Origin of the sequence: Fundidesulfovibrio magnetotacticus (assembly GCF_013019105.1) — a bacterium.
GTDB lineage: Bacteria > Desulfobacterota > Desulfovibrionia > Desulfovibrionales > Desulfovibrionaceae > Fundidesulfovibrio > Fundidesulfovibrio magnetotacticus.
Window position 1 is genome coordinate 131,679 of sequence record NZ_BLTE01000003.1, and the last position, 21,366, is coordinate 153,044.

General features: G+C 66.7%; 22 protein-coding genes. 5 read left to right on the forward strand and 17 right to left on the reverse strand.

Annotated elements, in window-relative coordinates; translation table 11 throughout:
* The first annotated feature begins 48 nt into the window (after positions 1-48).
* Positions 49-735: a 7-cyano-7-deazaguanine synthase QueC gene (queC, locus tag NNJEOMEG_RS04955; protein WP_173081915.1), complete on the forward strand. Its 687-nt coding sequence runs from the start codon at positions 49-51 to the stop codon at positions 733-735.
* Positions 736-758: 23 nt separating this feature from the next.
* On the opposite strand, the gene NNJEOMEG_RS04960 is transcribed toward queC, so the two are convergent.
* Positions 759-2,318, reverse strand: a complete 1,560-nt coding sequence (locus NNJEOMEG_RS04960; protein ID WP_173081917.1) for a P-loop ATPase, Sll1717 family — start codon at positions 2,316-2,318, stop codon at positions 759-761.
* Positions 2,319-3,043: 725 nt separating this feature from the next.
* Here NNJEOMEG_RS04960 and NNJEOMEG_RS04965 point away from each other — a divergent pair.
* Genes NNJEOMEG_RS04965 through NNJEOMEG_RS04975 form a run of 3 tightly spaced genes read left to right on the forward strand, consistent with a single transcriptional unit; the run spans position 3,044 to position 6,068 of the window.
* Positions 3,044-3,916 carry a hypothetical protein gene (locus tag NNJEOMEG_RS04965; protein WP_173081919.1) on the forward strand — a complete coding sequence of 291 codons (873 nt, stop codon included), beginning with the start codon at positions 3,044-3,046 and terminating at the stop codon, positions 3,914-3,916.
* Between the two features lie 29 nt (positions 3,917-3,945).
* The gene (locus NNJEOMEG_RS04970) at positions 3,946-5,043 is read left to right on the forward strand and encodes a linear amide C-N hydrolase (protein WP_173081921.1); all 1,098 of its coding nucleotides are present in this window, start codon (positions 3,946-3,948) and stop codon (positions 5,041-5,043) included.
* A gap of 47 nt (positions 5,044-5,090) precedes the next feature.
* Positions 5,091-6,068 carry a SphA family protein gene (locus NNJEOMEG_RS04975; RefSeq protein ID WP_173081923.1) on the forward strand — a complete coding sequence of 326 codons (978 nt, stop codon included), beginning with the start codon at positions 5,091-5,093 and terminating at the stop codon, positions 6,066-6,068.
* A gap of 81 nt (positions 6,069-6,149) precedes the next feature.
* Here NNJEOMEG_RS04975 and NNJEOMEG_RS04980 read toward each other — a convergent pair whose 3' ends face one another.
* The 8 genes from NNJEOMEG_RS04980 to miaB form a co-directional block, all read right to left on the reverse strand.
* Positions 6,150-6,947 carry a hypothetical protein gene (locus tag NNJEOMEG_RS04980; protein WP_173081925.1) on the reverse strand — a complete coding sequence of 266 codons (798 nt, stop codon included), beginning with the start codon at positions 6,945-6,947 and terminating at the stop codon, positions 6,150-6,152.
* On the reverse strand, positions 6,944-8,587 hold the full coding sequence (locus tag NNJEOMEG_RS04985; RefSeq protein WP_173081927.1) for a sensor domain-containing diguanylate cyclase: 1,644 nt from the start codon (positions 8,585-8,587) through the stop codon (positions 6,944-6,946). The genes NNJEOMEG_RS04980 and NNJEOMEG_RS04985 overlap by 4 nt, the downstream gene beginning before the upstream one ends.
* 159 nt (positions 8,588-8,746) lie before the next feature.
* Positions 8,747-9,502, reverse strand: a complete 756-nt coding sequence (locus NNJEOMEG_RS04990) for a hypothetical protein (RefSeq protein WP_173081929.1) — start codon at positions 9,500-9,502, stop codon at positions 8,747-8,749.
* Positions 9,499-10,536, reverse strand: a complete 1,038-nt coding sequence (gene gluQRS / locus NNJEOMEG_RS04995; protein ID WP_235956840.1) for a tRNA glutamyl-Q(34) synthetase GluQRS — start codon at positions 10,534-10,536, stop codon at positions 9,499-9,501. The genes NNJEOMEG_RS04990 and gluQRS overlap by 4 nt, the downstream gene beginning before the upstream one ends.
* Positions 10,533-11,306, reverse strand: coding sequence for a M15 family metallopeptidase (locus tag NNJEOMEG_RS05000; RefSeq protein WP_173081931.1), 774 nt, complete (start codon positions 11,304-11,306; stop codon positions 10,533-10,535). The genes gluQRS and NNJEOMEG_RS05000 overlap by 4 nt, the downstream gene beginning before the upstream one ends.
* Positions 11,303-11,986 (reverse strand): histidinol phosphate phosphatase domain-containing protein, encoded by a 684-nt coding sequence (locus NNJEOMEG_RS05005; RefSeq protein ID WP_173081932.1) that lies wholly within the window; start codon positions 11,984-11,986, stop codon positions 11,303-11,305. The genes NNJEOMEG_RS05000 and NNJEOMEG_RS05005 overlap by 4 nt, the downstream gene beginning before the upstream one ends.
* Positions 11,987-11,993: 7 nt before the next feature.
* Positions 11,994-12,479: a bifunctional nuclease family protein gene (locus NNJEOMEG_RS05010; RefSeq protein WP_173081934.1), complete on the reverse strand. Its 486-nt coding sequence runs from the start codon at positions 12,477-12,479 to the stop codon at positions 11,994-11,996.
* Positions 12,476-13,807 (reverse strand): tRNA (N6-isopentenyl adenosine(37)-C2)-methylthiotransferase MiaB, encoded by a 1,332-nt coding sequence (gene miaB / locus NNJEOMEG_RS05015; RefSeq protein ID WP_173081936.1) that lies wholly within the window; start codon positions 13,805-13,807, stop codon positions 12,476-12,478. The genes NNJEOMEG_RS05010 and miaB overlap by 4 nt, the downstream gene beginning before the upstream one ends.
* 142 nt (positions 13,808-13,949) lie before the next feature.
* Between miaB and NNJEOMEG_RS05020 the strand changes: the two genes are divergently transcribed.
* Positions 13,950-14,621 (forward strand): DUF47 domain-containing protein, encoded by a 672-nt coding sequence (locus NNJEOMEG_RS05020; protein WP_173081938.1) that lies wholly within the window; start codon positions 13,950-13,952, stop codon positions 14,619-14,621.
* A gap of 176 nt (positions 14,622-14,797) precedes the next feature.
* On the opposite strand, the gene NNJEOMEG_RS05025 is transcribed toward NNJEOMEG_RS05020, so the two are convergent.
* The 8 genes from NNJEOMEG_RS05025 to NNJEOMEG_RS05060 form a co-directional block, all read right to left on the reverse strand.
* Positions 14,798-15,805: an inorganic phosphate transporter gene (locus NNJEOMEG_RS05025; RefSeq protein ID WP_173081940.1), complete on the reverse strand. Its 1,008-nt coding sequence runs from the start codon at positions 15,803-15,805 to the stop codon at positions 14,798-14,800.
* Entirely contained in the window at positions 15,798-16,436 is a 639-nt protein-coding gene (locus NNJEOMEG_RS05030) for a DUF47 domain-containing protein (RefSeq protein ID WP_173081942.1), read from the reverse strand. The genes NNJEOMEG_RS05025 and NNJEOMEG_RS05030 overlap by 8 nt, the downstream gene beginning before the upstream one ends.
* An 18-nt stretch (positions 16,437-16,454) precedes the next feature.
* The gene (locus NNJEOMEG_RS05035) at positions 16,455-17,792 is read right to left on the reverse strand and encodes a histidine kinase dimerization/phospho-acceptor domain-containing protein (protein ID WP_173081944.1); all 1,338 of its coding nucleotides are present in this window, start codon (positions 17,790-17,792) and stop codon (positions 16,455-16,457) included.
* 152 nt (positions 17,793-17,944) lie between these two features.
* Entirely contained in the window at positions 17,945-18,607 is a 663-nt protein-coding gene (locus NNJEOMEG_RS05040; protein ID WP_173081946.1) for an adenylyl-sulfate kinase, read from the reverse strand.
* A complete protein-coding gene (locus NNJEOMEG_RS05045; protein WP_173081948.1) occupies positions 18,604-19,728 on the reverse strand; it encodes a phosphotransferase family protein in 1,125 nt (374 codons plus the stop codon). Before NNJEOMEG_RS05045 ends, NNJEOMEG_RS05040 begins: the two co-directional genes overlap by 4 nt.
* A gap of 65 nt (positions 19,729-19,793) precedes the next feature.
* A complete protein-coding gene (locus tag NNJEOMEG_RS05050) occupies positions 19,794-20,729 on the reverse strand; it encodes a carbohydrate kinase family protein (RefSeq protein ID WP_173081950.1) in 936 nt (311 codons plus the stop codon).
* On the reverse strand, positions 20,729-21,076 hold the full coding sequence (gene cutA / locus NNJEOMEG_RS05055) for a divalent-cation tolerance protein CutA (RefSeq protein WP_235956841.1): 348 nt from the start codon (positions 21,074-21,076) through the stop codon (positions 20,729-20,731). The genes NNJEOMEG_RS05050 and cutA overlap by 1 nt, the downstream gene beginning before the upstream one ends.
* The gene (locus tag NNJEOMEG_RS05060) at positions 21,067-21,342 is read right to left on the reverse strand and encodes a hypothetical protein (RefSeq protein ID WP_173081952.1); all 276 of its coding nucleotides are present in this window, start codon (positions 21,340-21,342) and stop codon (positions 21,067-21,069) included. The genes cutA and NNJEOMEG_RS05060 overlap by 10 nt, the downstream gene beginning before the upstream one ends.
* Positions 21,343-21,366: the final 24 nt, after the last annotated feature.

A 21,366-nucleotide genomic window follows, 5' to 3' on the forward strand; every position in this document is an offset into this window, starting at 1 on the left:
TGCGCGGCGCAGCCGCGCCGAGCAGAGACGAACCGTCGAGGAGACACCGTGAAGAACGCCATCGTCCTGTTTTCCGGGGGGCTCGACTCCTCCACCTGCCTGGCCATCGCCAAGGCCCAGGGCTTCCGGGCCTACGCCCTGAGCTTCCGCTACGGCCAGCGCCACGAGGTGGAGCTGGAGGCCGCGCGGCGCGTGGCCGCTCACCTGGGCGCGGCCGGGCACCTGGTGCTGGACGTGCCCCTGGGGACCATCGGAGGCTCGGCCCTCACGGCGGACATCGACGTGCCCAAGGACCGCGACGTCTCCCACATGGACGAGGGCATCCCCGTCACCTACGTGCCCGCGCGCAACACGGTGTTCCTCTCGCTGGCCCTGGCCTGGGCCGAGGTGCTGCCCTCGGCGGACCTGTTCATCGGGGTGAACGCCCTGGACTACTCGGGCTACCCGGACTGCCGCCCGGAGTTCGTGGCGGCCTTCGAGGCCATGGCCAACCTGGCCACGCGCGAGGCCGTGGAGGGCCGCCTGAAGATCAGCGTCCACGCGCCGCTCATGCGCTGGCACAAGTCGCGCATCATCGAGGAAGGGATGAAGCTGGGCGTGGACTACGGCCTCACCCACAGCTGCTACGACCCCACCCCCCAGGGCCTGGCCTGCGGCCGCTGCGACTCCTGCCTGCTGCGCAAGAAGGGCTTCGAGGAAGCGGGGGTGAAGGACCCGACGCGGTATAGCGAATGATGATGTGTGACGGTTGAATCGAATTATTCGCGAGAAAAATAGCGTTGCAAGGATTTGTGTATGCAGAAGGCCATATCTAGCTTGATTCCGTATGGTGCGTCGCTTGGCTCTCTGTATTTATAGTATACATTCGGCGTGTTATTGTCTGTTTTTTTGTCAATGTTGCCAATCATAGAGTAACCAAATAGTAGTTCAAGTGCACGTTTTGTATCGCCAGAATAGCCACAGCGTCGAGCAGTAAGTTCAAAATCGCTAAGAGTGAAGATACCTTTTTCATGGCCTCTTGATAGTTCTTTGAGTGTGTTCATTAAGGCTTCGATTTGTTCTCTGGAATAGAATGCAACGAGTTCGTTCTTAGTTTCGGTCATTAGCTTTGTGCAGTACCAACCGATTAATTTTTTAAGGTGCTGTAGTTGCAGGGGGAAACTTGTTTTTAAATTCTTAACTCCGTCAAACAGCAAGATCATATCTCTCGGTCGGCAGAATGTTATGTCAATAATGTCTTTGAGTAGCCCGTAGTCCGTTGGGCTGTCTCCCGCAAAAGACAGCCATGCGTCATCATCCCAATGTATATTTAGTTTCGAAAATGCATTGGAGAGTCTTTTGTCGATAAATCGTTTTATTGGTAGTGCCCCAATGTTTTTGTAGAACGTTTCGCGGTCATACCAGTGCAGGTGGATTCCGTATGAATGGATTATTTTCGACATATCTGCCTCTGATGTGTTGAGTGAGTATATTATGTCATCTCTTAGTAGCACTACTATTTTCCCTTGTAGATTGTTTTTTGAGAAAAAATTATTGTTGTAGTCTTTGACTACCCTGAGTAAGTCTGCTAAGCTCGTTCTGTCGATGTCGCTGTTGATGGTAAAGTTAATGTCTAGGTCGTCAAAAAATACATAGTATGAGTTTTCATGCCTGCGGGATATATCCGATGATAAAATGTCAAGCACTGCCTTCTTGAGGCTTGGTAATATTTTGTAGAATGGAGCACGAGCCTCCTGTACGTCCATTCGGGTTTTGTATTTTGCTGTCATGAATCGTTTTAGATATTCAACTCCGATGTCAAATGTACTGCTTTTTGATGTTTTAACGATTTCTGCGCCTAATTTGTCAATGAATCCCGAGTTTTTTTCGTAGAATTTTTTGAGTTCCCCGTATTCTTTGTCGTCTGCCAGTGCTTCGTTGTTGAATATGAATTCGAGTAGTGTTATTAGTATTACCCACTCGAATAGATGGTATAGGCTGAAGGCTGGTTTGTCTTTTGTTTCTAAAACTGAACGATATAGCCCGATCAGATCGTGTCTGACAAATGAGGCAAAGCTCTCAGCGTCGTCGTCAGCCTTTGCACAAATGTATTCAGCAATGGCACTTTTCCCAGAGCCTTTGCGTCCAATTATAATAAATCTTTCCGTGTTAAGTAGGGGCAGTACCCCCAGAAAGTCTTCGAATACATCAAGTAGCCTTACGGTTGACTCTAGAGTTGCTTCCGCTTCGGCTTCGGGTGATCCGAATACAAATTTATCCGTTGGATGTTGTAGGCCTACCGACTTTGTCTGGCTTGCAAGTTTGCTCAATAGGCTCATAGTTTACTCCAGTTTTTTGTATTTATAAATATTTCTGGTTAGTCGGTCAAATGTTTCGTGTTATATGGTGGTGTGCGTGTGGATATCGATATAAAGTGATGTGATTTTTGTGTTGATAGGGCGACTCCTTCGCCCATGATAATCCGCAGCAGCTTGGTGGGATAATTGGGGTAGCTTATTACGATTTAATCGTCGCCCTCGGCCAACACGATGCCCAAAACCATGGTTTGCATGGCCACTCAGACTGAACAAACTCTACGCCCCGGGTTGGATCGGTCACTCGCCACGGTTTCTAGGCTAAGTAGTTCAACGTCTCCCGATATACAGGCGCAAGGGCGTAGACACGCTTGAATAATAAATCCTCCTCGCTTAGCCCAAGCTTTCAGGCTCTGGCGTGAACGCCGGGTGTCGGGGGGCGGCCGCTGCGCCGGATTCCCCCTGCCTCGTCCAGCCCAAGTTAGCAGCAATCCTGCGGCGTGCTGGACATCCTTTGTCGTTTCCGGTTACCCTTTCCAGTGATGGGCTTAGTATGACTGCATGGACGCGGCGTATTGTCTCGATGCCGTGCAATCGATGGCCTGGACGAGCTTCCGCTTCCGCAGTGCCCAACGCAACGCGCTTCATCGTGTTGGCTTCGTGAGGCGCGCACGGTACCGGGACCTGGGCAACAAACCGGAATCCCTGGGCGCACGAATCGTTCGAGACACAAAGGGTTGGTCGCTTCCATGGCCAAAGGCATCTTCCTAGCCGTTCTGCTTTCCCTCTGCATCCTGTCAGCCTCTGTTTCCGCTCAGGACCGGTCCAAGGCCCCCGAAGGCGGGCGCGACCTCCAGGCCCTGAACCAGCAGGCCTCCAACCCCGTGGGCGATCTGTGGATGATCGCCAACCAGTTCAACTTCAACCTCCTCCAGAGCGACAAGGTCCGCGCCTTCCGGGACCCGCAGCTCCAGTTCAACTGGAACTTCCAGCCGGTGCTCACCTTCGAGCCCAACGACGACTTCCGGCTGGTGGCCCGTCCGGTGATCCCGCTCTACGTCTCGCCCTATGCCGGCGGGCGCGACCGCGTGGACAGCGTGGGCGGCCTGGGCGACGCTGAACTGATGGTCATGCTCACCCCCGGCGGTTCCAAGTCCTCTGGATTCATCTTCGGCGCTGGCCCCACGGCCATCTTCCCCACGGCCACCGACAAACACCTGGGGAACGGCAAGTGGCAGCTCGGACCGGCGGCGGCCGCCCTCTACATGAACGACAAATGGGTGGTGGGCATCTTCCCGCAGCACTGGTGGTCCTACGCGGGCGACGCCAAACGCAAGGACGTGAGCCTGACCAAGGCCCAGTACTTCATCTGGTACTCCCCCGCGCCCACGTGGCAGGTGGGCATGTCGCCCAACATCCTGGTGGACTGGATGCAGCCCAAGGCCCAGGACCGCTGGACCGTGCCGGTGGGGCTTGGCGTCTCCAAGATGACCATGCTGGGCAGCCTGCCCGTCAAGTTCAGCGTGGAGGCCGACTACTCCGTGGTCCGGCCCAGCAACATCCCCGGCAACGAATGGACGTTCAAGTTCACCGTGACGCCCATCCTTCCCAAATTGTTCTGAACCGTCGCCTTCGGCACAAGGAGTCCATCATGAAGCGAGGCCTGTTCCTGTTCTGCTGCCTGGTCGCCGCCGTGTTCGCGTGGCAGGGCGCGTCCTACTCCTGCACCAGCATCCGCCTGAAGACGGAGGCGAACGATGTGGTCTACGCGCGCACCATGGAGTTCGCGAGCTTCAAGTCCGGCGTCTCCGTGGTGCCCAAGGGATTCAAATACCAGGGAACGCTCCCGGACGGATCGCAGAAGGGCATGCGCTGGACCGTGAAGTACGGCTTCGTCGGTATGAACTACGAGGGCGTGCCCGTCGTCTCCGACGGCATGAACGAGAAGGGTCTGGTGGTCGGCAGCCTCTACATTCCTGGCTACGTGAAATACCAGCCGTATTCCTCTGGCAGCGCCTCGTCCACCATGGCCCAGTACGAGCTCAACACCTGGCTCCTCTCGGCCTTCGCCACCGTGGAGGAGGTCCGCAAGGGCATCGGCGCTGCGCGGGTCTGCCAGGGCCCCATGGGCCAGACCGGGGCCACCCCCCTGCACTTCACCGTGCACGACGCCACGGGCGCGAGCCTCGTGATCGAATACGTGGACGGCGCGCTCCGTCTGCACGACAACCCCATCGGCGTGCTGACCAACGCGCCCAACTTCGACTGGATGATCCAGAACCTGAGCAACTACGTGAACCTCTCGCCCGACAACGCCGCGGGCGCGACCTTCAGCGGCGTGAACGTCACCCCCTTCAGCCAGGGGTCCGGCCTGCACGGGCTGCCGGGCGACTTCACCTCCCCCAGCCGGTTCGTGCGCATGGTGGCGCTCACCCAGTCCACCGTGCCGGTCAAGACCGTGGACGCGGGCATCGCCCTGGCCATGACGGTGATCAACAACGTGGACATCCCCATCGGGGCCGTTCGCCAGAAGACCGACACGGGCGTCGTGCTGGAAGTCACGGATTGGGCCGTGGTGGCGGACCTCTCCCGCAAGCGCTACTACTACCGCACCTACGAGAACAAGAACTGGCGCTACGTGGATCTGGCCAAGGCCCTCGCGGGCGCGAAGACGGTGATGAACATCTCCATCGACACCCCGGCCGACTATCCCGAAGTGTCCGCTTCGGCCAGGCCCATGCAGCCGTGAGGCCCGGCGTGTCGCGAGTCCAGAATACCAAGGGGGATGCGAAACAGATGAACAGGTCACGCAAGGGATTTTCGAGGCTTCTCCGGGCGGCGTTCGCCGTGGCGGCGGCGCTGGGGCTGCTCGCGTCCGCGCGGACGCCCGTGCTGGCCACCGAGGGCGGCACGAGCCACTACATCCAGGGCTCCTACGGCGACTTCCTCATGGGGTTCATCCCCGCCGAGGGATTCTACGTCCGCAACGACTTCATCTACCTGGCCCAGAGCATGAGCCAGACATTCCACGGCGGCAGGATCTACAGCAAGGTCAACGCCTACACCTCCATCGACCTCCTCAAGCTGAGCTACGTGGCGGAAGTGCCAGCCATGGGCGGCTATCTCGGCCTGGCCGCCGGCGTGCCCATCATCGTAAACACCAACGTGGGGGGCTCCCTCAACATCCAGGACCAGCGCAACCGGCGGCAGTATTCCAAGACCGGGGACGGCGACAGGGGCGGCCTCTCCGACGTCTTCCTGGCCCCCCTGGCGGCCTGGAACTTCGGCGAGTGCCACCTGGTGGTCATGCCCACCGTGTTCTTCCCCACCGGCTACTACGACAAGAAGGTGCTCACCAACCTGGGCATGAACTACTACACCTTCGACGCCAACATGGCGTTCACGTGGCTCAACGCCAAGGGGTACGAGTTCTCTTTCAACGCCGGGTACATGATCAATTCGCGGAACACCGCCACCCGTTACACCTCCGGCAACCAGTTCCACCTGGACTGGACGGCGGCCTACCACTACGATCAGCGCCTGGCTTTCGGGCTGGTGGGCTACGTGGTGGCCCAGACCACGCCGGATTCGGGGCCGGGGGCGAGCCTCGGGGCGTTCTATTCCTCCAGCGCGGGCCTGGGGCCGATCCTCAGCTACACGGCCTCCATCGGCGGCAAGGACGTGAGCTTCATCGCCAAATGGCTCTGCGACGTGGGCGCGGAGAACCGCATGACCGGTAACGCAGTGTACGCCTCCGTGGCCGCCAAGTTCTGAGGCGGCGCGCCCGGGGCGGGCGGCTGGGCGCAAACCTGCGCATCGTGCCTTCAGGGACAACATCGACGGGGGGCTGCCGGTTCAGGCCGGGAGCCCCCCGTAAAGCGTGCTGATGAAGTCCTTGGCCATGTCCAGGAGCAGGGGCTCGTCCGGGAAGTCGATGCGCGTCTTCACGAAGTGATCCCCGGCGCGGGCCAGCACGATGCCCGAGGCCTGGGCTTCGCGGCCCCGAAGGCTGAAGAAGCTCGCCGCCACCGGGTCGGTCTGGGTAACGCCCCAGTCGCGCGCCAGGGCGTCCGGGCCGTGCAGGTCCAGCACTTCCCGCCGCGCGCGGTCCAGCTCATCCAGAAGCGTTTCGCCCCCGGGGCCGCGAGGCTCCCGGGCCGGGTAGACCGACACCGTGGCCCGGGACGCGGGCGTGGAGTACTCCACGGCGCACCCCAGCTCCAGGGCCAGGTGCGTCCGGTCCGCGTGGCCGTCGTAGTGGTAGAAGCCGATCTCGTAGGGGAAGGGCATGCCCGCCAGGGGGTCGCGCCACATCTCCCGGTTGTCCCGCGCGCGGGCCGAGGGGGCGTTGACCCGCAGGAAGTGGTAGCTCTCTTCGGTTCGTCCCACGCGCTCGGGTTCCAGCGTGAAAGCCAGGATCGGGCGGCGCACCAGGAGCGCGTCCCCGTGGCGCTCCGTGCGCGCCTCCCGCATGCGCCAGACGACGCCGCGCCCGCGTCCCAGCAGGCGCAGGCAGGCGATCTCCGTGGCGTCGGCCGCGTCGTCCGCGGCGTCCAGCACGTGGATGGGGTCCTCCCGGGACGCGCCGCGACCGCCGCCGATGTTGAGGTCGATCCCGAAGGCTGCCTGGAAGGCGGCGCGCAAGGCCGTCACGCCGCCTTCTCCCGCCCGGGCGGTTCGTCGCCGCAGAATCCGTCCGTGTGCGCCGCGACGCTGCGGTTGCGGCCGGCGCGCTTGGCCGCGTAGAGGGCGTCGTCGGCCTGGCGGTAGAGTTCCTGCGCGTCCGCAGCGCTGTCACCGAGGCACGCCGTCCCGGCGCTCACCGTCACCTGGACCCTCTCCGCGCCGTGCTCCACCTGGCAGGCCTCCACCGCCAGGCGGATCTTTTCCGCCACGGCCAGGCCCGCTTCGCCGGGCGTTTCCGGCGCGAGCACCGCGAACTCCTCCCCGCCCACGCGGTAGACGAGATCCGTGGAGCGCAGCGCGGCGCGCGCGGCCAGAGCCACGGCATGGAGCACCTCGTCGCCCGCCACGTGGCCGAGGCGGTCATTCACGGCCTTGAAGTGGTCGATGTCGAAAAGCACCAGCGAGAGCGGGCGCTCGTGGCGCCTGGCGAGCTTCACCTGATGCTCCAGGTCGGCGTTGAACTTGCGGCGGTTGAAGAGCCCGGTGAGGGCGTCCGTGTTGGCGCTGGCCAGGAGCAGGTCGTCTTTGGCGGCGACTTCGCGCGCCATGTCCATGAAGCGGCTGCCCAGCCTGCCGATCTCGTCGTCGCCGAAGTTCTCGGGCAGCAGGCAGGCGTCGCCTGCGGCCAGGCTTTCCATCATCCCGCCCAGGGAGTGCAGCCGGTCCACGAGCACCCGCTTGTAGAGCACGTAGCCCCCGGCCAGGCCCAGCAGGATGGAGAAGCCCGTCACGGCGTAGATGAGCAGGGCGGCGCGGTCCACGGGGCCGGCGAAGGTGTCGCGCGGCAGCTCCAGCAGCACGAAAAGGTAGGGCTCGCGCTCCTCGGGCAGCGTGAAGCGCGCGTAGAAGTAGACCTTCTCCACGCCGTCGGACCCCGTGCGCTCGAAGCACCCGCGCCGGTCGCCCCGGTTGAGCAGCGCGTAGAAGTCGCCCCGCATGGACGAACCCACCTGGTAGACTTCGCTAGCCTCCGGAGAGCGCAGGAGCAGCACGCCGTTGGCGTCGTACACGCCCACGGCGGCCCCATCTGGCAGGGCCACGTCGCGGAATACCTCGCGGTATTGGTTGAGGTTCAGGGCCACGGCCGCCACACCGGCGAAGGTCCCCGCGTCGTCCTGCACGGGAAACGCGAAGTGCAGCACGGGCACGCCCGTGATGCGCCCCAGGGCGTACTCCCCGGCGCTGAAGCCGCCGCTATCACGGGCGGCCCGGAAATAGCGCCGCTCCTCCACATTGACGCCTGCGGGGTCCGGCACGCCCGAGGCGATCACCCTGCCCTCAGGGTCCGTCAGGAAGATGTTGCTCAGGTAGCCTTCACGGCGGTGCAGGCGTCGGAAGGTCTCTTCGATGCGGCCCGTGTCGGCCTGGCGCACCTCGGGCAGCACCGAAACCACCTCCAGGATTTCCCGGATCTCGGTGACGAGCATGTTCTGGTAGATCTCGAAGCCGCGCACCGTGCGGTCCAGCTTGTCCCGGGCGTCCTGGAGACCACGGTCGTGGAGGGCCATGTTGAGATAGACGATGGAACCCATGGCAGGCAGAAACACCAGCACCAGCAGGCCGACGATCTTGGTGAGCAGCTTGTTGCGGGCCTTGCAGGACAGCATGGTCGCCCCCGGAATGACCGGAGTTGCCCCTGCCGGGAAGCCGGGTCCGGCAGGCGGGCGGCCGTACGCGCCGCCCCTTTCGGTAAGAATAACGCCTCGCGCGGCCTGCGTCAAATGGCAGGTATCACTACTATTTCGAGCGGCACTTGGCCCCGCTGCCTACTTGACGATGAACCCCAGGGTCTTCAGGCGTTTTCCCCATCGGCTCCAGGCCCCGGTGGACATGGAGAGGTTTTTCGCGTGCTGGTCGTATTCGGCGAGCACGTTGGTCTCGATGGAGCAGCGGCGGTCGTGGTTGGTGTGCGAGAGCGTCAGCTCGAAGCGGCCGTGGCCCAGCTCGCGGAACTTCTCCACCACGAAGACGTGCCCCGTGGCCATGCGGTGGCGGATGTTGTCGTCGAGGATGAACACGGCCCCCGCCGAGGGGATCTGGCGCGTCTGGCCGTGCAGGTCCGCGCAGCGGTACCAGCCGATGGGCGAGAGCTCCGCGTTGCCCCGGCAGCTCATGTCTCCGGTGCGGCAGCGGGCGTAGGGCAGGCTCTGGGGCTCGCAGCGGCCGCGGATGGTCTGGGGGCGCAAACGGTAGCAATGCTGGGCGCCGCCTTTCTCCAGGGCCGGGTCCACTGCCGGAGCAGGAGTCTTGGCCTGGGGCGCGTCGATAAGCTCCTTCTCGGGCATCTCCGCCGCCGGGGCCTTCGTGCGGCCTTCGGTCTTGGAGGGCGCGGGCTTCTTCCTGGGCTTCGCGGCCTTGTCGGAGGGCTCCTGCCTGGCCGACTTGGCGGCCTTGGCGTCAGGCTGCCCGGCCGCCCAGGCGGCGCTTCCCGAGGACGGATGGGCCGCAAGCGGGACGAGGGCCGCCGTGAACAGGCACAGCGCCGCGAGCCGGAGGCCCCGGGCGAGGGGGGATCGGGTCATGTCATGTCCTCCATCCAGTTTTCGGGGACCACCACCGGGCCGGTCGGCAGGGGGCGGAAGCTGAAGCCGTCGGCCAGCTCCCGGGGGGAGGCCTTGCGCGGCCGGTCCAGGAGCCCGGCGCGCCAGGCCAGCCAGCCCGTCACCGTCTCGGGGGGGACGCCCCTGGCGCGCAACTCGCCCAGGTCCGTGTCGCCCCGGCGCTTGGAGAGCCTGCGTCCGTCGGGGTCCACCAGCAGGGGCACATGGGCGTAGGCCGGGGGCGTGCCGCCCAGGAGCCCGTGCAGGAGAATCTGGCGGCCCGTGGAGTCCAGAAGGTCCGCCCCGCGCACCACCTCGGTGACGCGGTGGTCCATGTCGTCCACGCTCACGGCCAGCTGGTAGGCGTGCACCCCGTCGGAGCGGCGCACCACGAAGTCTCCGCACTGCGCCGCAAGGTCCTGCATCTGGGGGCCCAACACCAGATCCTCGAAGGCGATGCGCGCCTCTCCGGCGCGCAGGCGCAGGGCGGCCCCCCGGCCCAGCTCGCGCTTGGCCGCCCGGCGCGCCCCCGTCAGGCGCAGGCACGTGCCCGCGTAGACAGGCTCGGCATCGCCCGCGTGTGGGGCCTGGGTGACGCCGCGCAGCTCCGCGCGGGTGCAGAAGCAGGGATAGGTGAGCCCCCGGGCCGTGAGGGCCTCCAGGCGCTGCCGGTAGACGGCGCGGCGTTCGCTCTGGCGGTAGGGGCCGAAGGGGCCGCCCTTACCGGGGCCTTCGTCCCAGTCCAGGCCCAGCCAGGCCAGGTCCTCCAGGATGAGGGCGGCGAAGTGTTCCTTGGAGCGCTCCGGGTCCAGGTCTTCCATGCGCAGGACCACGGCCCCGCCCTTGGAGCGCGCCGAGAGCCAGGCCAGCAGGGCGGTCCAGGCGTTGCCCAGGTGCATGCGCCCCGAGGGGCTGGGCGCGAAGCGTCCGCGCGGCGTGGTCGCGGGGGAGGGCGCTTCCCCGGGTACGGCTTCGGGGGCGGCCGGCGGAGGATCGTCCGGGGAGGCCGGGCTCACCGGGCTTCCCTGGCCTTGGTGATGAGTTCCGGGCGGTACTCGAAGTGCATGATGTCGTACTCGGCCCACTTGCCGCCCCAGACAAAGCCGTGGCGCTCGAAGATTTCCACGGCCTCGGCGGGGAAGGCCGTGCGCTGGGCCAGGGGGTCGCCCCTGCCGGACCAGCGCCAGTAGCCATTGACCTTGGAGTTCAGGTCGATGGCGGCCCCGAAGGAGTGCATGGAGAGCCGTTCGGTTCCGGCGATGGGCCGCCAGGCGAAGGTCCCCGAGAGGGGCAGCAGGCGTCCCCGGGCCTCGGGATGGGCGGCCAGCCAGGCCGAGAGGTCGCGGTCCACGCGTTCCAGGGCCTGGGCGGCCCCGTTGCGGCCGTTGAAGAGCACTCGGTGGCCCAGGAAGGTCACGGGCACGAGGGCGGCCTTCACCTCCTGGGCGGTATGGCCGTAGGCGGCCTTGAAGAGGGCCGTGACGCGGCGGCGTCCCGGATGGATGCCCGGGGCGGGTTCGGCCGTGACGCGCTCCAGGGGGTAGGGCTGGGCGAGCATGTCTTCCAGGTCGGGGGCGTCCAGGGCCTGCTCGGCGTCCTTGGCGCGTCCGTCGTCGTAGGGCAGGCGCACGCCGTCGGAGAGCACGAGGCCGTCTTGCTCCACGGAGCGCACGGCGTCGGGGTAGCCGCGGCGCAGCAGCTCCAGGTCTTCCCGCGGCCCGGCTAGGGCGGGCGCGGCCGCCAGCAGCAGGAGGAGGCAGAGCCGGATGGCCGGGCGCAGGCTCACGGATGGGCTTGGGCCTTGCCGGAGACCCCCCGGAGAAGCACGCGCGAGACGATGCGCCGGGCGTTCTCCTCGGCGGCCTCCAGTTCCTCGGGGGTGAGGCCCGCGCCCAGGGCGATCCTGCGGCGCATGTCCTGGGAAACGAGGTCTCCGGGGGCGTGGGCGTCGTTGTCGATCACCAGGGGCGCGCCGAAGCGGCGGGCCAGGGCGGCCACGTGGCCGTTGGTGAGGCTGTGGCCTTTGCGGGTGGTTATCTCCAGGTGCACGCCCTTTTCGGCGGCGAGGCGGGCGTCTGTCTCGGTGAGCAGCCCCGGGTGGGCCAGCACGTCCGCGCCGCCTTCGATGGCGGCCAGGTTGGCGCCTCGGGCCACGGGCTCCACGATGGTCTCGCCGTGCACCACCACGACCATGGCCCCCAGGTCCCTCGCCTGGGCGATGAGCCCGGGGATGAGCGGGGGCGGGCAGTGGGTGAGCTCCACGCCCACGAGCACGTCGATGTCCAGGAAGGGGCCGGTCTCCTGGACGAAGCGGCGCATGTTCTCGAGGATCAGGCGCATGTTGGAGGGGTCGGCGTGGTCGGTGATGCAGATGGCGCGGTACCCGGCCTGGGCGGCGCGTCGCGCGAGTTCGGCGGGGATGAGCGCGCCGTCGGAGAAGGTGGTGTGGGTGTGCAGGTCGATCATGGGGTTGTCACATTTTGTATTTTGTTTCGTCGGGGTTGAACCCTTCGAGCACGGCGGTCCATTTGTCCTCGCCGCCGGTGTCGATGCCTGGCTGGGGCTTGGAGGACAACAGCGCCTCCACCACGCCGGGGTCCACCAGGATGGGGCAGCCGGCGCGCAGGGCCAGGGCCACGGCGTCGGAGGGCCGGGCGTCGATCTCCAGGGTCTTGCCGCCCTGGTCCACGGTGATGATGGCGTAGAAGGTTCCGTCGCGCAGCTCCGTGACGGACACGGCGCGCACCGAGCCGCCCATCAGGTGGATGGCGGCCAGGAGCAGGTCGTGGGTCATGGGCCGGGGGAGCTTCACGTCGTTGAGCGTGAGCGAGATGGCCATGGCCTCCATGGCCCCGATCCAGATGGGCACGGTGGTGGTGTCGGCCGGGTCCTTGAGGATGAGCACGGGGGCCTGGGTGTCCTCGTCCAGGGCCAGGCCGAAGACTTTCATTTCCATCATGGGATCGCCTCCCCCCAAAGGGAATGCTTCTTGGACTGGGTGATGCGCACGGGCGCGATGCTCCCCACCAGCCGTTCCCCGTCGGGGGCGAAAAAGTTCACCACGCGCCCGGAGGCGTCGCGTCCGCGCCAGGCGGGCTCGCCCGTGGCCCTGCGTTCGCCGGGCCCCTCCACGAGCACCTGGGCCACGCTGCCGGTCAACCGGGCCAGCATGGCCTCCTGCTGTTCATTTTGCAAGGCCTGAAGCACGGCAAGGCGTCGCGCCTTCTCGGTGTCGGAGAGCTTGGGCTCCATCCTGGCTGCGGCCACGCCGGGGCGGTCGCAGTACATGAAAGAGAAGGAGCACTCGAACCCGGCGCGGCGGATCAGCTCCAGGGTGGCCTGGAAGTCCTCCTCGGTCTCGCCGGGGAAGCCCACGATGAGGTCGGTGGTGAGCAGGATGTCCGGGCGCGCGGCGCGCAGGGCCTCCACCTTGGCCATGTACTCGGCCGAGGTGTAGCGCCGCCCCATGCGCCCAAGCACCGCGTCGGAGCCCGACTGGGCGGGCAGGTGCAGGCTGGGGCACAGCTGGGGCAGCTCCCCGAAGGCGGCGATGACTCCGGGATCCAGGTCCTTGGGGTGGGAGGTGGTGAAGCGCAGACGCCTGATCCCCTCGATGGACGCCACGGCGCGCAAAAGCTCCGGGAAGCCGGGCGCGCCGGGCTCCAGGTCCTTGCCGTAGCTGTTGACGTTCTGGCCCAGGAGCGTGATCTCCAGCACTCCCGAGCGCGCCAGGGCGCGGCATTCCTCCAGAATGCCCTCGAAGGCGCGCGACTTCTGGCGGCCGCGCACGTAGGGCACGATGCAGTAGGCGCAGTAGTTGTCGCAGCCCTGCATGATGGTCACGAAGGCCGAGGGCCTGGGGGCCGTCTCCGGCAGAGCCGGGTCGCGTTCGGTGTAGGAGTCGGAGAAATCCAGGAGCGAGAGCCGAAGCCTGGGATTCTCGGCCAGCCGGGCCAGGGCCTGGGGGGCCTGGGGGATGCCGTCGGTGCCGAAGACCAGGCGCACGAAGGGGAAACGGTTCCACAGGGACGTGCCCACCTGCTGGGCCACGCAGCCGCCCACGGCGCAGAACACCGAGGGGTCTCGCTCCAGGTGGGCGGCCAGCCTGCCCAGTTGGCTGTAGAGCTTGAGTTCGGGCTTCTCGCGCACCGAGCAGGTGTTCACCACGAACACCCGGGCCTCGTCCTCGGGAACCTCCTCCCAGCCCATGGCCGTGAGCGACCGGCCAAGCCAGCCGGAATCGGCCACGTTCATCTGGCAGCCGAAGGTGATGACGTGAAACTTCATCCTGGGATGGTAAACCACGCGGGCCACGCGGTAAAGACCGCCCAGGCGTCAACCCGCCGCAGGAGTCCGGGCGGCTTGTCTTCCGGCCGCGATTTCCTTACGGAACAGTTTCGTAACAATTCGACGAAACTGCGAGGCCCGCATGTTCCTCTCCCGGCTCATGGTGCGCGTCACCGGCAAAAGCTGCCTGCCCGGCCTGCTCGAACACTACGCCCCCGTGGCCAAGGCCGTGCTCGTGGTGGAGGCCGCCCTCAAGGAATACGCCGAGCAGGGGCACGGCGTGGCCTTCCAGACCCTGTGCTCCCAGATCGACGCCCTGGAGGGCCAGGCCGACAAGATCAAGCGGCGCATCCGCAACCACCTGCCCAGGGACTTCTTCATGGAAGTCGACAAGGTGCTCTTCCTCAACTACACGCGCAGCCAGGACAACATCCTGGACTCGGCCCAGGACGCCATGGGCTGGCTGGGCATGCGCCGCGTGGACCTGCCGAAGGAGCACCTGGACCGCGCCCGCGAGCTGGGCCGCGAGGCCTGCCGGAGCATCGAGCTGCTGGGCCCCGCGCTCCAGGACACCGTGGACCTGATCCAGGGCCGGACCTCCGACCGCTCCGCCGTGAAGGACCGCCACCACCAGGTGCGCCTGCAGCACCACAAGACGGCCAAGCTGGCCCGCGCCGCGCTGCGCGGGGCCTACGAGGCCGACGCCGACTTCCGCGACGTGCACGTGTTCGAGAAACTCGTGGAACACCTGGGCGATATGAGCCACAACGCCGAGGGCTCGGCGGACATCCTGCGCGCCATGATCGCCCGCTAGCAGCCGGTTGAAAAATCCTCGCTGGCCGCGTTGCAGCAAAAAGCCAAACCCTCGCGTATGAAGAATACGCGTCGGGCTTGGCTTTTTCCTGCGCCTTGCCAGCGAGTTTTTTGAACCGGCTGCAGGAGTCGACGTTTCCGGTGTGCGGCCCGGGAGCGCTCCTGCGCCCGGCCCGGCTAGCCGATCCCCAGCAGGTCCAGCAGCACGAAGCACAGGGCCGCCACCAGCCCGGAGGCCGGGATGGTGAGCACCCAGGCCACCACGAGGTTTCCGGCCACGCCCCAGCGCACGGCCGAGAAACGCTTGGAGGCCCCCACGCCGATCACCGCGGTGGAGATGGTGTGGGTGGTGGAAATGGGCGCGCCCATGGCCGAGGCCCCCAGGATCACGGCCGAGGCGGCCGTTTCGGCGGCGAAGCCGTGCACGGGCTCCAGCTTGAAGATCTTGTGCCCCATGGTCTTCACGATCTTCCAGCCGCCCATGGCCGTGCCCAGGCCCATGGCCAGGGCGCAGCTGAGCTTCACCCAGAAGGGGATGGCCACGCCCTCCTGCACCCCGAAGATCACCAGGGCCAGGGTGATGATGCCCATGGTCTTCTGGGCGTCGTTGAGCCCGTGGCTGGTGGCCATGAAGGCCGAGGAGAGGATCTGCAGCTTCTTGAAGGCCGTGTTCACCGTGTGCGGGTGGGCCTTCACGAACATCCAGGTGAGGGCCACCATGATCAGGTAGCCGCAGGCGAAGCCCGCCAGGGGCGAGAGCACCAGCGGCAGCACCACCTTCTTCAGGATGGAGGCGTAGCTGGGGGCGTCCCAGCCGCCGTAGGCCACCGCCGCGCCCATGAGCCCGCCGATGAGCGCGTGGGACGACGACGAGGGGATGCCCAGCCACCACGTGAGCAGGTTCCAGAAGATGGCCCCGAACAGGGCCGAGAGCACCAGGATGCGGCACCCCGTGACCATGGCCGGGTTCACGATGCCCGAGCCCACGGTCTGGGCCACCTCGGTGCCCAGGAAGGCCCCCAGGAGGTTGAGCGCGGCGGCCATGAGCACGGCCGTGCGCGGCGAAAGCACCTTGGTGGACACCACCGTGGCGATGGCGTTGGCCGAGTCGTGCGCGCCGTTGGTGAAGTCGAAAACCAGGGCCACCAGCACGATGAAGGCCAGGAGGAGGGAGAACTCATGCATGTTTGAGGAGCACCCCTTCGAGCACGTCGCTCAAGCGTTCGGCCCGCTCCACGGCCTGCTCGATACGCCCGTAGACGTGGTTCCACTTGATGATGTGCAGCACGGTGGCCATCTCGCCGTCCAGGTGCGGCGGCTGCTCGTAGAGCTCGCCCAGGCCCACCATCATGAGCATCTCGCACTCGTACTTGTGGTTTTTGATCACCTCGATGTGTTCGTGGGCCTGCTTGCCCTTGGAGAGCTTGTCGAGCACCTGCCCGGCCTCCTCCACCATGATCTTGAGCGAATGCACGATGCGCCTCGAGGGGTAGAGCACCTCGCCGCAGCCCAGGAAGCCGATGCGCAGCGCGGCGGCCTTGATGATGTTGATCAGGGCCTCCTGCGTGATGTTGATCTGGTGGATGTCCTCGCGGTCGATGGGCGTGATGAACGTGGAGGAGAGTTCCAGCGCGATGTTGCGCGAGATGGTGTTGGCCTCGGCCTCGATGATGTTGATGCGCGTGCAGCGGTCTTCCACGTCCTCGAAGTCGTGGAAGATGTCGTCGAGGATGCCGGCCACCTTGATGAGCTTGCGGTTCTGCTCCTTGAAGAGCGTGAAGAATTTGACTTCCTTGGGGAAGAGGGTGAAACCCATGGAGTCTCCGTGGTTTGGTTAGTGGGTTTTGGGGGCGTCGTGGAGCGCTTCGGCCTGGGGCGAGGCGCGGTCCAGCAGCTGGGTGACCACCGCGCCCATGTCCTTGCTGCGCTTGAGGATGGTGCCGAGCATGGCCCGGCCCTGTTCCGGATCTTCCGGAGGTGAGTCGATGAGCGTGGCCGCGTAGCCCTGGATGCTGGTGAGGGGCGTGCGCAGCTGGTGCGAGGCGTCGATGACGAACTCCCGCAGGATGCGCTCGGCGTTCTTCATCGAGGAAACGTCGTGCAGCACCAGGATCAGGCGGCGCTGCCCCTTGGCCGTGGAGTAGGGCGCCAGGTCGGCGTCGGCGAAGTGGCCGCCGCCCAGGTCGGCCAGGAGGCGACGCGCAGAGGGCGATGCCTTGGCCAGCTCCTCGCGCGCGGCCTCGTGCACGTCCAGGCCCAGGCCCGCCTCCAGCACGTGGCGTCCCGAGAGATCGGCCTCGGGGCGGCCCAGCAGCGCGCCCAGGCCCCGGTTGTGGGCCAGGATCATGCCGTTCTGGTCCAGCACGGCCACGCCGTCGGTCATTTTGGCCAGCACGGCCTCGTACTGGGCCTGGGTGTCGTGGAGGCTGCGGCCCTGCCTGCGGGCGCGCTTGGCCAGGGTGTTGATGGAATCCACCAGGGGCTTGAACTCCGAGCCGGGGCAGACGCGGATTTTGCCGTCGGGGGCGTCGGCCTCGCGGCCCAGTTCGTCCACCACCTGGCTGAACTCGCGCAGCTTGCCCTGGGTGCTGCGCACCACGAAGAGGGCCAGGCCCGCCGCGCACAGGGCCATGGCGGCCACAACGGCCAGGAAGCGGCCCCGCGCCTCGGAGAGCAGGCTCTCCACCGAGGAGTAGGGCGCGGCGATGCGCAACACCCCGGGGGGCAGCCCGGCCAGGCCATCGCAGCGCCGGGCCATGTAGAGCATCCGGGTCTGGAGCGTGGAGCTGTAGCGCGTGGCCTTGCCGAAGCCCTCGGCCAGGGCCTGCACGATCTCGGGACGGGTGGAGTGGTCCTCCATCTTCTCGGCCTCGGAGGCCGAGAGCCCGGATTCGGCCAGCACCTTGCCCCCGGCCACGTAGGTGACGCGCACGCCCAGGCGGCGCGACACTTCGGCGGCGTAGGCGCGGAACTGCTCCACCCCGGCGTAGGGGGCCTTCTGGCTCACGAGCCAGAGGGCCACGTCCAGGGTGTTGGCCTCGCGGGCCTCGAACTCGCGCACGAGGTCGGCGTCGGCCTTGTAGGTGGTCTGGTAGAAGATGAAAACGGCCGCCCCGGTCAGGAGCGCCAGGGCCGCCAGCAAAAGACGGGCGAAATAGGAGCGGTTTTCCACGGGGGGCCTCCGTGCGGGGGCTTCGCGTTGCCGATGCGAGCCGACGGCCTCGGGGCCGTCGCGGAATCGTCACGCCATCGTAACGCGAGACGGCGCTCCATACCAGGAAGAAGTGCGGGTGAAAAGCCTCGCGAGGCTTGCGGAGAGCGATTCTATCGGCGGTGGACGGGGTCGGGCCACCACCCCTCGAAACGCTCGAGCACCTTGTCGCGCAGGGCCGCAACGTCGGCCCGGTCGGCCTCCAGCACCAGTTCTGCGCCGGGGTCCTCCTCGAAGGGCACGTCCACCCCGATCACCTGGCCCAGGCCTGGGAAGTCCCTGCCCGTCACCTTGCGCGCCATGGCCTTGGCGTAGAGTCCGGCCATCACGCGCCCTTCCGGCCGCGCGGCCTCCCGGGCCATGGCCGTGGCCGGGCGGCAGCGCAGGTGCACCTCGGCGAAGCGCCCGATGCGCTCGCGCGCCGCGCGGCGCATGGCCAGTTTCGGGCCGCTGGCGTCCAGGAGCACCAGCGCGCCCCGGGCGGCAAGCTCCGCAGCCTCCTCCACGAAGAGGGCGTAGGCCAGCTCGCGTTCCTCGTCGGTATACGTGAGCCGGGGCGTGTAGACCTTTCGCCGGACGTCCATCTGGAGGAGTTCCGCCTCCACGCCGCGCGCGGCCAGGGCCTCGCGCACGGCCAGGGCCAGGGTGGACTTGCCCGAGCCCGGCAGCCCCGTGAACCAGAGGGCCGTCCCGGACCGGGCGGTAAGAGGCCCCTGGGGCCTTCGGTCCTCGCGCTGGGGCACATCCTCGCGAGCCGTCTCCGTTTTGTTTTTCATGACAGATACTTGTTTACGCCGCGCCAGTCGAAGCGCTCGTCTTCGAGCACGCGCTCCATGAAGTGAAGGAGCCCCGCGCGCACGGGTTCGGGGTGCCGAGGATACCACTGGGGCGAGGCGATCACCAGGCCCCGGAACACGTAGAAGGGGGCGATCACCTCCAGGATTTCCTCGTCGCCGGTGCGCTCCAGGTAGGTCTCCCAGAAGGCGGCGTGCAGGCGCTCGAAGTCGCCCTCCAGGCGCGGCGCGCCGGTCTGGTTGCTGAGACCGAAGAGCACGAAGTTGAGGCTCATGGTGGCCACGTCGTCGGCGGGTTCCCCGAATTCGCCCCGGCTGCGGTCCAGCACGGAGAAGTCCGGCGCGCCGCCCGCGCCGCGCACCAGCACGTTCCAGGGGTGGAAATCGCCGTGCACAACGCTCAGGCGATGGACGTAGCGCCTGAGCTTCCAGCGCCAGTCCACCACGCGGCGCTCCAGGGCCTGGAAGCGTTCGGGCGGGAAGAGGGGCCAGGGGTGCGGGTAGGCGTCCACCAGCCCCATGATGCACTCCGAGGCGCCGAGGAGGTTGCGCACGCGGCGCAGGTAGAGGTCCGCGTCGGAGGCCTTTTCGGCGTGGATTTCTGCCAGCCAGGCGGCGAAGCTCCGGGCCATCTCCAGGTCGGCCTCGCGCGCGCCCTCGCGGCCTACGCGCTCCAGGTCCAGGTAGTAGTCGCGGCCTTCCACGAACTCCGTGAGGAGGAAGAACTCCTTGGGCTGGGAGACGGCGTGCATGCGGTCCTGGGCGTCGAAGTAGCCCAGGCCCAGGGACCGGACGTGGCGCGGCAGGCGCGCGGCGGTCTCGTGCTGGAACATGAGGATGGCGGCGCGGTCCCAGTAGTACTGGTGGCCGTATTTGTCGCCGCGCATCACCGAGAGCACGGCGGCGCGCCGCTTCCCGGCGGCGGTGAACTCGATGCGCAGGGGCTTGCCGTAGCCGAAATCCTTCATGCCCTGCGCGCCCGGCTGGCCGATCTCGCCCAGCCAGGTGACGCGGGCGTCCTCGCCGAACACCTGGCGCAGGTAGGCCTGGATGCCCGCCGAACTCATGCGCAGGGGGGTCTTCTCCTCGGTGCCGGTCCGCATGGGTGGCCTCCGTGCCGCGCCGGTGGGGCGGGCCGCGCGACGCACGCCGCGCGGCCCGGGCTGGCTTATTCGGGCTTGCCGAAGTTCTCTTCGTAGCGCGCCCAGAACGCTTCCTGGGTGAAGGCGTGCTCCTGGGTGCCGTGCTGCTCCACGCAGTAGGCCGCGCACACCGCGCCCATGCGGGCGGCCACGGGCAGGGGCCTGCCCTGGGCGATTCCGCGCATCAGGCCCGCGCGGAAGGAGTCGCCCGCGCCGGTGGGGTCGGCCACCTTGGCCACCCGCGCGGCCGGGACGGCCGTCTCCTGGCCCTTCTCGTTGATCAGGCAGCCCTTCTCGCCCAGGGTGGTGATGAGCGTGCCCACCCGGTGCAGGAGCATCTCCTTGCCGAGTCCGGTGGCCTTGAGGATCAGCTCCAGCTCGTAGTCGTTGGTGATCAGGTAGTCCGCGCCGGTGAGCATCTCCTGGAGCTCTTCGCCGGAGAAGGCCGTGATGTTCTGGCCGGGGTCGAAGAAGAAGGGGATGCCCAGTTCCTTGAACCGTGCGCTGTAGTGCTTCATGTCCGAGAGGCAGCCGGGGGCCACGATGCCCAGGGTCCGGGCGGGGTCGAGCCCGTCGGGGGCGAAGCCCGCCGGGGTGCGCATGGCCCCTGGGTTGAAGGCGGTGATCTGGTTGTCGGCCTGGTCGGTGGTGATGTAGGCCCCGGCGGTGAAGTCGTCGGGCACGCGCCTGATGCCCTGCATGGTCAGGCCGTGCTTGGCCAGCCAGGCGGCGTAGGGCTCGAAGTCCTTGCCCACCGAGGAGACGATGGTGGGGCTGTCGCCCAGAAGGCTCAGGGAGTAGGCGATGTTGCCGGCCGTGCCGCCGAACTTCTCCTGCAGGCCCTCCAGCACGAAGCACACCGAGAGCACGTGCAGCTTGTCGGGCAGGATGTGGTCGGAGAAGCGGCCGGGGAAGGACATGATCCGGTCGTAGGCCAGCGACCCGAAGACGAGGATGCGCATCAAGGCTCCTTGGGAGGTTGCGGACCGGTCTCGGCGGCGATCCAGTCCAGGAAAGCGGGGTTGCCGGCCGCCACCGGCAGGGCCACGACGCAGGGGACCTCGTAGGAGTGCAGCTCCCGGACCCGCTCCACCGCGCGCTGGGCCAGTTCCGCCCGGGTCTTGGCCACGAAAAGGGCCTCGGGTTCGTCCTGCACCTTGCCCTCCCACCAGTAGAGGGAGCGCACGCCGTCCAGGACGTTGGCGCAGGCCGCCAGGCGCTCCTCCACCAGGGCGCGCGCGATGCGCAGGGCCTCTTCGCGGCTCCCCGCCGTGACGTAGAGGGCCACGAACTCCACGGCTACTCGCACACCGGCTTGGCCCCGGCGGACTGGGCGGCCAGCCACTCGGCCAGGGCGGGGCGCTGGTCCTGGGCCACCTGCGCGCCCTTGGAGGCCATGCGTTCCACGGTGGCCAGCCAGGCGGCCTTGTCCTTGCCGCCGAGCGCGGCGCACACCTTCTTGACGCTGTGGCACTTGCCGCAGGCCTCCAGGACGGTCTTGCCGGGGTCCTGGGCCAGGGCGGGGAGGGCCAGAGTCAGCACGAGGGCCAGTGCGGCCGGGAAGGTACGTGTCATAGCTGGGTCTCCTTGAAAAGGGGT

Bases quoted from the DNA above. Each gene is read 5' to 3' on its own strand.
- NNJEOMEG_RS05060 (WP_173081952.1), bottom strand. From the start codon at position 21,342: ATGACACGTACCTTCCCGGCCGCACTGGCCCTCGTGCTGACTCTGGCC.
- NNJEOMEG_RS05050 (WP_173081950.1), bottom strand. From the start codon at position 20,729: ATGCGCATCCTCGTCTTCGGGTCGCTGGCCTACGACCGGATCATGTCC.
- NNJEOMEG_RS04960 (WP_173081917.1), bottom strand. From the start codon at position 2,318: ATGAGCCTATTGAGCAAACTTGCAAGCCAGACAAAGTCGGTAGGCCTA.
- NNJEOMEG_RS05005 (WP_173081932.1), bottom strand. From the start codon at position 11,986: ATGATCGACCTGCACACCCACACCACCTTCTCCGACGGCGCGCTCATC.
- NNJEOMEG_RS05030 (WP_173081942.1), bottom strand. From the start codon at position 16,436: ATGGGTTTCACCCTCTTCCCCAAGGAAGTCAAATTCTTCACGCTCTTC.
- NNJEOMEG_RS05040 (WP_173081946.1), bottom strand. From the start codon at position 18,607: ATGAAAAACAAAACGGAGACGGCTCGCGAGGATGTGCCCCAGCGCGAG.
- miaB (WP_173081936.1), bottom strand. From the start codon at position 13,807: ATGAAGTTTCACGTCATCACCTTCGGCTGCCAGATGAACGTGGCCGAT.
- NNJEOMEG_RS04985 (WP_173081927.1), bottom strand. From the start codon at position 8,587: ATGCTGTCCTGCAAGGCCCGCAACAAGCTGCTCACCAAGATCGTCGGC.
- NNJEOMEG_RS04965 (WP_173081919.1), top strand. From the start codon at position 3,044: ATGGCCAAAGGCATCTTCCTAGCCGTTCTGCTTTCCCTCTGCATCCTG.
- NNJEOMEG_RS05010 (WP_173081934.1), bottom strand. From the start codon at position 12,479: ATGATGGAAATGAAAGTCTTCGGCCTGGCCCTGGACGAGGACACCCAG.
- NNJEOMEG_RS04970 (WP_173081921.1), top strand. From the start codon at position 3,946: ATGAAGCGAGGCCTGTTCCTGTTCTGCTGCCTGGTCGCCGCCGTGTTC.
- NNJEOMEG_RS04975 (WP_173081923.1), top strand. From the start codon at position 5,091: ATGAACAGGTCACGCAAGGGATTTTCGAGGCTTCTCCGGGCGGCGTTC.
- NNJEOMEG_RS05020 (WP_173081938.1), top strand. From the start codon at position 13,950: ATGTTCCTCTCCCGGCTCATGGTGCGCGTCACCGGCAAAAGCTGCCTG.
- NNJEOMEG_RS05025 (WP_173081940.1), bottom strand. From the start codon at position 15,805: ATGCATGAGTTCTCCCTCCTCCTGGCCTTCATCGTGCTGGTGGCCCTG.
- NNJEOMEG_RS05045 (WP_173081948.1), bottom strand. From the start codon at position 19,728: ATGCGGACCGGCACCGAGGAGAAGACCCCCCTGCGCATGAGTTCGGCG.
- NNJEOMEG_RS04990 (WP_173081929.1), bottom strand. From the start codon at position 9,502: ATGACCCGATCCCCCCTCGCCCGGGGCCTCCGGCTCGCGGCGCTGTGC.